The organism is Enterorhabdus sp. P55, assembly GCF_009911695.1.
Taxonomy (GTDB): domain Bacteria; phylum Actinomycetota; class Coriobacteriia; order Coriobacteriales; family Eggerthellaceae; genus Enterorhabdus.
In genome coordinates, this window is the sequence record NZ_QWKK01000021.1 from 21,599 (window position 1) to 29,974 (window position 8,376).

An 8,376-nucleotide genomic window follows, 5' to 3' on the forward strand; every position below is an offset into this window, starting at 1 on the left:
CGCGGGGCCAAAGCGACCCCTACCCCTCCCGGCGCCAGGCGCGCGGCACGATGGGGTGCGACACGCGAACGATAAGCCCCTGGGGGTCGGCGCGCAAGGCCCAGTCGCGGAACGACTCGAAGACGCTGCGCTCGCCGAGGCCCTCGCGGTAGCGCACCGAGTCGGTCAGCTCCACGCGCGAGGCGCCCTCCACCACGCGGATCCAGCGGGTGGGCACCCCGGCGCTGTAGGACACGCGGGTCTCGATGAGGCCCAGCTCGCGGAAGACGGCCACGCCGCACGCCGCCGAGCGCGGGCTCACCGCCCGCAGCGCGTCGGAGGCCTGGGCGGCCAGATCATCGTCGCTCAGGCAGAAGCTGTCGTTTGGCGTCTGGTGCTGGACCGCGCGCAGGCGGCGGTAGACCTGGGCCATCACGTCATGGTCGGGCGTCATGTCATGCAGGATGCGCTCGTTCACGGCGATGTCGCGGTGGCCGTAGAGCAGGTGCACGCCGGCCGGGCGGCCGTCGCGGCCCGCACGGCCGGCCATCTGGTTGAACTCCACCTCGTTGAACGGCAGGTGGTAGAGCACCACATGCCGGATGTCGGGGATGTCGATGCCCTCCCCGAAGGCCGACGTGGCCACGAGCACGAGCATCTCGCCCGTGCGGAACAGCTCCTCCACCCGCGCGCGCTCCTCACGCGAGAGCCCCGCGTTGTAGAAGCCGATGAGCGGCGCGAGCTGGGGCACGCGGCGGCGCAGCAGACGGGCCAGCGAGACCGACTGCTCGCGGGAGTTCACGTAGACGACCGTCTTCTCGCCCGCAGCCACGAGGTTGGCCAGGTAGTCGTCGCGTCCCTTGAGGTTGCGCTGGTCGTCGAGGTAGAGGTTGTCACGGCTCGTCTCGTCGATGACGCTCTCGGTGACGGGCAGCGTCTCGTCGATGTCGCGCGCCACCTCGTCGGGCGCGGTGGCCGTCACGGCCAGCACCACCGGCGCGCCCAGGCGCGCGACGGCCATGCCGAGCTGGGTGTAGGCCACCCGCTGGCCGGCCTTGGCCTGGCCGATGTGATGCGCCTCATCCACCACGACGAACCCGATGCGCCGGCTGGCAGCCAGCTCGTCGACGTGGAAGGCCAGGTACTCCGGCGTGGTGAGCACGATGTCCACCGCGCCGCTCGCAAGCCCCCGGTAGATGCGGGCGCGCTCCTCCGGCGACGACTCGCCGGTGAGCACCGCGCAGGTCAGCCCGAAGCGCTCCAGGGCCGCCGTCAGGTGGAAGGCCTGGTCGGCGATGAGGGCGCGCAGCGGGTAGACGAACAGGCTCGCCTCTCCCGCCGTGAGGGCGCGCAGGGCCGCATACACCTGGAAGGTGAGCGACTTGCCGCGGCCCGTGGCCATGACGGCCAGGGTGGACTGCCCGGCGCGCAGCCGATCGAGGATGGCGCGCTGGGAGGGATGCAGCTCGCGGTCGCCGATGAGGGCGCCCACGAGCTCGCGCTCGAGGGCGTCCGGGTCGCTGCGGCCGAGCGCCTCCCAGCGCTCGCGGCAGCCCAGGCGCTCGTCCAGGCGCTCGCAGGCGCCGCGCGGGGCACGCTCGCGCGCCGCGCAGCAGCCGTCGCCGCCGGCGTAGAGGTCGTCCACGAAGGACTGGGCGCGCGGGTCGAGGCAGGCGGTGAGCGCGCAGCAGGTGCGCGCCGGGGCCAGCGTGTCGAGCATGGCCTTCACCGACCGGCGGCCGCGCCACTCGTCCACCTGCACGGAGAAGGCGGCGTCCACCACGCTCTCCGTCCCCAGGAGCGCCTCGATGGAGGGGCAGTGGAACATGATGCCGGACACCGAGCAGCGGCCGTCCGAGAGCGTGCACGAGAAGTGGTTCTTGTCGGCGCCGACGGCCCGGCAGCTGGCCAGCGTGACGTTGCGCGCCAGGTAGGTGGGCACCGGGTTCTCCTGGCCGAAGGGCGCCAGCACGTCGAGCGCCTCCACGGCCGGCAGGGTGAGCTCCGAGAGCGTCACGCAGGCGTCCACGTCCACCCGGGGGTGGAAGTCGTCCTCAGGCAGGGCGTCCATGTAGGCGGCCAGCCGCTCAGCGAAGGCCGGCAGGTTGGCGGCCGGCACGGTGACGCCCACCGCCGCCTCATGGCCGCCGAAGCGCGTGACGAGATCGGCTGCCGACTCCACGGCGGCGAACAGGTTGACCGCGCCCACCGAGCGCCCCGACCCGCGCGCCTCGTCGCCGTCGATGGTGAAGAGCATGGCCGGCACGCCGTAGAGGTTCACGAGCCGGCTGGCCACGATGCCCTTGACGCCCTCGTGCCAGCCCTCGCCCCACACCACGAGCGCGCGTTGGCCGTGGTAGGCCTCCGCGGCGCGCGCCTTCGCTGTCTCGGAGAGCTCGGCCTCGATGGCGCGGCGCTGGGCGTTCACCTCCTCCAGGCGCTCGGCGAGCGCGCAGGCGTCGGAGAAGCTGTCGGACATGAGCAGGTCGAGCGCGAGCGAGGCATCGCCCATGCGCCCGGCGGCGTTGAGCCGCGGGATGAGCGAGAAGCTCAGGTTGGTGGCCGTGAGCGGGCCGGTGCAGCCGCAGGTGCCGATGAGCGCCGCGATGCACGGGCGCGGGTTCTCGTTCATGCGGGTCAGGCCCTCGGCCACGAGCGCGCGGTTCTCGCCGCGCATGGGCATGAGGTCGGCCACGGTGCCGAGGGTGGCCAGGTCGGTGTAGGAGCGCCACAGGTGCGGGTAGCCGAAGCGCGCCCCGAGGATCTGCACAAGCTTGAGGGCCACGCCCACGCCGGCCAGGATGGCGCTCTCGCAGCGCTCGTCCATCTTCGGATCGGCCACGGGCACGCCCTCGGGCACGAGCTCGGCGGCCTCGTGGTGGTCGGTGATGGCCACGGCCACGCCGTCGGCGACGATGGCGGCCACCTCCTCCTTGCAGGCGATGCCGCAGTCCACGGTGACGATGACGTCGGGCTCGAGCTTCTTCAGGCGCTCGTAGGCCGCCACGGTGATGCCGTAGCCCTCCTCGAAGCGGCGCGGGATGAAGGGCGTCGCCTTGCCGCCGAGCGCGCGCAGGCCGCGGGTGAGCACGGTGGTGGCCGAGATGCCGTCCAAGTCGAAGTCACCGAACACCACCACGTGGCGCCGCTCGCGCAGGGCCTCCTCCAGCAGGTCGGCCACCTCCCCGATGCCGGGGATGTCGTAGGGGTTGAGCCAGTCGCGGTCGAGCGAGGGCGAGAGGAACGCCCGTGCCTCCTCCACGTCGGCGATGCCGCGGGCGGCGAGGGTGGCGGCGATGAACCGGGGCAGGCCCAGGGCCTGCTGGAACTCGGCCGTCCGCGCCGGGTCGGCGGCCCGAATGTTGAACTGTGCTGGCATGACGTGCGACCTACTTCATCTGCGGTGTCTTCTCTTCCTTGATCGTTGGCTATTTTCGCATAAACGGCAGGGGCTGTCAGTTTGCGCGGGCATTTTCCCGGCATTTCGCCGGCGCGATTCGTTACAATTCGGGGGCGAATTCCCGCTGCGGTGCACGGGCCTTGGGCCCGGCGCTACCGTGGCCCCAAACGATCCCCTATGGCTAGGAGGGAACCCATGGGAAACTGCCTCGTCGCGCAATCCGGCGGACCGACCGCCGTCATCAACGCCAGCCTCGCCGGCGTCATCCGCGCCAACCAGCTCAACCCCGTCTATGACCGCGTGCTCGGCGGCCTCAACGGCATCGAGGGCGTGCTTGAGGGGCGCCTCTACGACTTGACCGAGCTGCCGGCCCGCGAGCTGGAGATCCTCAAGCAGACGCCGTCCTCGGCGCTCGGCACCTGCCGCTACAAGCTCAAGCGCGGCAACGACGCCGACTACCGCAGGCTGGTAGAGGTCATGGACGCCCACGAGGTGGACGTGATGTTCTACATCGGCGGCAACGACTCGATGGACACCGTGGATGCGCTGTCGGAGTGGGCGGCCGCCACCGGGTGCGCCAAGCGCTTCGTGGGCATCCCCAAGACCGTCGACAACGACCTCGTGCCGGTGGACCACTGCCCCGGGTTCCCGAGCGCCGCCAAGCTGGCCTGCCAGGTCACCCACGCCACGCGGCTCGACTACGACGCCTACACCCGCCCCGAGGTGTTCGTGCTGGAAACGATGGGGCGCGATGCGGGCTGGCTGGCCGCCAGCTGCTGTGCGTCGGGCGACGTCGACCTGCTGCTGCTGCCCGAGGTGCCCTTCGAGCGCGAGGCGTTCCTCGCCCAGGTACAGCGCACGATGGACGAGACCGGGTCGTGCTACATCGTGGTGTCCGAGGGCGCGCGCTACGCCGACGGCACCTACCTCTCCGCCGGCGAGGCGGCTAACGACGGCTTCGCCCACGCGGTGCTCGGCGGCGCGGCGCTCACGCTCAAGCAGATGATCGTGGACGCGGGCATCGCCCCGCGCGGCGTGGTGCAGGACCTCTCGCGCGCGGCGCGCTCGTCCAACTTCGCGCAGTCGCTCGTGGACATGACCGAGGCCTACGAGCTGGGCCTGAGCGCGCACATGCGCTCAGCCGACCCGGCGTTCACCGGCATGGTGGTGGGCGTGGCGCCGCGCGTCGACCTGGACGCGCCCTACGACGCGCGCTTCTTCGCCGGCCCGGCGAGCGCCTTCGCCAACTACGTGCGCCCGTTCCCCGCCGAGTGGATCCTGCCCGACTACCAGGGCGTCGCCGATGAGGCGCTGCGCTACTTCCGCCCGCTTATCGAAGGCGAGCCCAAGCTCGTCTACGAGGGCGGCATCCCCGCCACCGTAGTTCCGTTCAGCCGGCGGTAGGGCCTGGCCGCGAGCCGGGCTGTCGTGGCGGGCGGGCACGGGTCGCGCCGCATGTCCCGGCGCCGTGCCGCGACCGCCGGGGGCGTGGGCCCGATGCGCTCCCCGCCGCGTCCGAGCGTCGCGTGCCGCCGAGACTGGCCTGGCGCTGAGCGTCGCAAATCGCAAGAGGGCCCCGCGTCTCCCGGACGCGGGGCTTTTTTCGCGTGCCGCGATGGCGGGCAGCAAAATCGCACTATTCTGGCGAGCAACGACGGCTTTGCAACATGAGGGCAGGCGCCAGTGCCCGACCCCCGCACTGCGGCGCCCCAAAACCCCAGGTCGCCGTTTTCACGAGAGGTGCAAGCACGCTCCCCGCCTGAGAATGCGCGCGGATTCACGCGACGAAATGTTGCAGACCCGTCATCTCTCGCCAGAATTTCCCGGATTTTCCGCCCGCGCGCCCAGCGCGCTTGGCGCCGGAGCGATCGTTAGCGCAGTTCCGTCAGGCTTGCCACGATGCTTTCCTCAAGCGCCTTCTGCTGAGAGGCGGCCAGCAGATCGGAGGTGCGCACCACGCATGTGCCATAGACGGCATGGGATCCCGAGGCCAGAAGTCCGCCGTCGAGGATGGCGAGGTACTCGTTCCTGCGCTGCGCGTCTTCCTCGGTGGCGAATACCTCGACAGCCCCGCCGCCATCACAGCCGCCGCCCACGACGTACGTGTGCCCCTCAGTACGGTAGACAGACGATTGGTCCACGAGGTCGGAGGAGAAGTACACCGTAGCGGTATACCCTCCGGCCTTCCCGAGCTTGCCATTGGGGTCGTTGCCCTCGGTCACCGCCTCGATGGCCACAACGTTCGGCAGGCCCGTCAAGCGCTCTATCACAAACTGCTCGCTCGGGTTGGTTATCTGCTTGAGCTGCGCGATGCTGCTCGAAAGCTCCGCTTCAGCAGACGCCAGAGAATCCCTGGCCGTCCCGTAATCTCCCCACGAGTCCATGAGCTTCGCAGCCTCGTTTATCTCAGCGGCGGACTCGGGCATCTCAAGCGCGGTCTGGCGGGCGGCCTGAGCCTCCCCGATGCGCTGGCTTGCAAGTTCGAGCAGCGTCTCATCGAGAGGCCTGTCCCCCGAGGCGACCAGGGATTGAAGCGATTCGATCGCCTGATCCAGATCCGCGTTCCGCGCGTCCAATCGTTCGGCCGACGCGGCGAAGGCCTGCTCCGCCTCCTCACGAGGCACTTGATAAGCCGTATGCCAATACACGCCCGCAGCCACGCCGACCGACACGATGGCGAGTGCGGCGACGGCTCCGATGATCGTTCTCTTCCTGCCGTTTTTCAAAATGCCCCTCCTGTTTCTCATTTGATCAAACGGCTTCAATTATGAAGCCATTAGTAATAGTGTAGCACCTAGCCTTTGAAGGCATGAACGCCAAGGACAAAAGAGCTGCGCTGGGGATTGCCATTCGCCGGCGGCGCGAGGAGCAGGGGCTCTCGCAGCAGCGGCTTGCCCTCATGATGGGCAGCAGCAAGTCGCACATCTGGCGCATCGAGACCGGGCGGGTGTCCGTCGGCATCGACGACCTCATCCGCATCGCCGATGCGCTCGACGCCCGCGTGGGCGACTTCATCTCGTTCTAGCCACCTGGTGCGACAACGCCCTCCCGACCCGGAGGACGCAGCCGCTGCGCGCGACGGCCACCACGACGCGTGTGCGCTCGGCGCCCCTGGGGTGGCGCCGCGCCGCTGCCGCGCCTGGCGCGCTCGCGAGGCAGAAGGCTGCGCCCCGCGGCGATTGCACCCGGTCGGAGGGGGTGACGCGCCGCGCTTCGCTCTCCCCCCGCTCTCGTCTCCGCCCAAGGGAGCCGCCCCCCGAAAACGCTCCGATGACTCGCTCGGCTGGGCGGGTTGTCGCACGCGGCGGCAGCGCTTGCGTCGCGCTTCGCTCCCCTAACCGCGCAGGCCCTCCCAGTGATCGGGCGGCAGGGCGCCGGCGCCCTCCTCGACGGCCCGCGCCACGGCGACGGCCGCGAGAGGGAGCGCGGCTGGATCGAGCCCCACGCCGCCTTCCGGGTCGATGAACGCCATGAGCTCGCCATCGGCCAGCGCGTTGGCGGCGAAGTCGAGCACGCAGGCGCACAAGCGCCCGTACGCAGCGCGGCCCGCCGCCTCGGGCACAGGGTCCTTCCTGAGATAGAACCCGCCGGTCATACGGCCTATCAGCCAGGCCAGCTCCTCGGCCGCCACGCGCGCCGCGGGCGCAGACGCGCGCGGTTGCGCAGCGCCGGCCCAGTGCGTCGGCTCGCCCGCCTCCCCGTCGAACGCGATGGCACGCACGAGCGGCGCGGCCTCGCCCATGAACCGGCGCAGGAACACGAGGAGAAACGCCATCTCCACGTTGGCGCACATCGCCTCGCCCCCGGCGCGCTCCACCTCTGCTGCGATGGCACGCTCGTCCTCGAACAGCGCCCACCAGCCAAGAAGCCCCAGATCGTCGCAGGGGTGTACGTAGAGGTCCCACCACGATGACAGCAACCCCACCAACCGCTCGAATGCCGCGAAGCCCGCCAGGGCGCCCGCGCTCGCGAAGTCCTCGACGATCTTGCCGAGCGCCAGGAAGGCCACCTCGCGTTCCTCAGGCGTCTCAAGCTCGTCGGCCCAGCGGCGCCCGTGCTCGTAGGGCGGCAGCGCCCGCGCCGCATCTGCCAGGTCGTCGACGATCGCCGGGCCGGCGACAAGTCCGTCGACCGGGTTCGACCCCGTTATGGACAGCATGCGCGCGAACAGGATGAGGTCGCGCAGCTTGGCCTCCTGCCGGCGCAGAGCGGCCAGCTTCTCGTCGAGCACCGCCAGGATGACGGCGTCGTCCGCATCGATGACGGCCTTGATCTCGCTCAGCGTGAGACCGTATTCCTTGAGCGCGATGATCCGGCCCAAGCGGTCGATATCCCCCTCGTCGTAGAGCTTGCGGTTGTTCGCCACGCCCTCGCCGCTGCGACGCGGGCAGAGCAGCCCGATGTCATCGTAGTGCTGCAGCGTGCGCGCGCTCACGTCGGTGAGCCGCGCGACCTCGCCGGCGGTCATGAGCCGCCCGCCCTCGGCCTGGCCGTGCACGAACAGCAGGGGACGCTTCCCTCCGCGGTCGGCGTCGTTCCTCTCATCGGTCATGGGTCTGGCTCCTCTCCCCGCGACGGCGCGCCTCGGCGAGACGCGGCTTCGTTCTCTCCCCGAAGCATACCGGTGCACGTAACGTGCAGGTCAACTGCTGTGGAGAAGAAATTCCGAGAAACTGGCCGAAAAGGGTGCGGTTTACGCGGATTCGAAGGCGTCTGGCGCTGCCGCAAATACGTTTCCCCAGGTCGCGGATGGCTGGTGGGCGCCCCTGGGCGCTCTGGGCGCGTAAAGCGCGCCGTTTTTGGCCAGATTTCGGGAACAAGGCGGAGCGCTCGCTTGCGCGACGGGACAAAAGCGGGGCGCCTGCCTTGTCGCAGAGTCGATGGCAGCGCGACGGGAGGCTCCAGCGCGCACGCCTCGACGCCGTTTTCGGGAGGGACGGGAATTGGGCGGGCGCTCGCGAAATGAAAAGGCTTGAGAAGCGAGGGGGGGGTCGGGG

Annotated in this window: 5 protein-coding genes; 2 read left to right on the plus strand and 3 right to left on the minus strand. The window is 70.2% G+C overall.

Going from position 1 to position 8,376, the window contains the following annotated elements; translation table 11 throughout:
* Positions 1–19: 19 nt before the first annotated feature.
* Complete coding sequence (gene recJ, locus D1643_RS03810; RefSeq protein WP_160708804.1) at positions 20–3,358, minus strand: single-stranded-DNA-specific exonuclease RecJ; 3,339 nt, start codon at positions 3,356–3,358, stop codon at positions 20–22.
* Positions 3,359–3,574: 216 nt separating this feature from the next.
* On the opposite strand from recJ, the gene D1643_RS03815 reads away from it, so the two are divergent.
* On the plus strand, positions 3,575–4,783 hold the full coding sequence (locus D1643_RS03815; protein WP_160708806.1) for a diphosphate--fructose-6-phosphate 1-phosphotransferase: 1,209 nt from the start codon (positions 3,575–3,577) through the stop codon (positions 4,781–4,783).
* A gap of 467 nt (positions 4,784–5,250) precedes the next feature.
* Here the strand turns inward: D1643_RS03815 and D1643_RS03820 are convergent, their stop codons facing one another.
* On the minus strand, positions 5,251–6,126 hold the full coding sequence (locus tag D1643_RS03820) for a hypothetical protein (protein ID WP_160708808.1): 876 nt from the start codon (positions 6,124–6,126) through the stop codon (positions 5,251–5,253).
* A 62-nt stretch (positions 6,127–6,188) separates the two neighbouring features.
* Here D1643_RS03820 and D1643_RS03825 point away from each other — a divergent pair, with 62 nt between their 5' ends.
* Positions 6,189–6,404, plus strand: coding sequence for a helix-turn-helix domain-containing protein (locus D1643_RS03825; protein WP_160708810.1), 216 nt, complete (start codon positions 6,189–6,191; stop codon positions 6,402–6,404).
* A 309-nt stretch (positions 6,405–6,713) separates the two neighbouring features.
* On the opposite strand, the gene D1643_RS03830 is transcribed toward D1643_RS03825, so the two are convergent.
* Complete coding sequence (locus D1643_RS03830) at positions 6,714–7,931, minus strand: MerR family transcriptional regulator (RefSeq protein ID WP_160708812.1); 1,218 nt, start codon at positions 7,929–7,931, stop codon at positions 6,714–6,716.
* Between the last annotated feature and the right edge of the window lie 445 nt (positions 7,932–8,376).

Bases quoted from the DNA above. Each gene is read 5' to 3' on its own strand.
- recJ (WP_160708804.1), bottom strand. From the start codon at position 3,358: ATGCCAGCACAGTTCAACATTCGGGCCGCCGACCCGGCGCGGACGGCC.
- D1643_RS03815 (WP_160708806.1), top strand. From the start codon at position 3,575: ATGGGAAACTGCCTCGTCGCGCAATCCGGCGGACCGACCGCCGTCATC.
- D1643_RS03820 (WP_160708808.1), bottom strand. From the start codon at position 6,126: ATGAGAAACAGGAGGGGCATTTTGAAAAACGGCAGGAAGAGAACGATC.
- D1643_RS03825 (WP_160708810.1), top strand. From the start codon at position 6,189: ATGAACGCCAAGGACAAAAGAGCTGCGCTGGGGATTGCCATTCGCCGG.
- D1643_RS03830 (WP_160708812.1), bottom strand. From the start codon at position 7,931: ATGACCGATGAGAGGAACGACGCCGACCGCGGAGGGAAGCGTCCCCTG.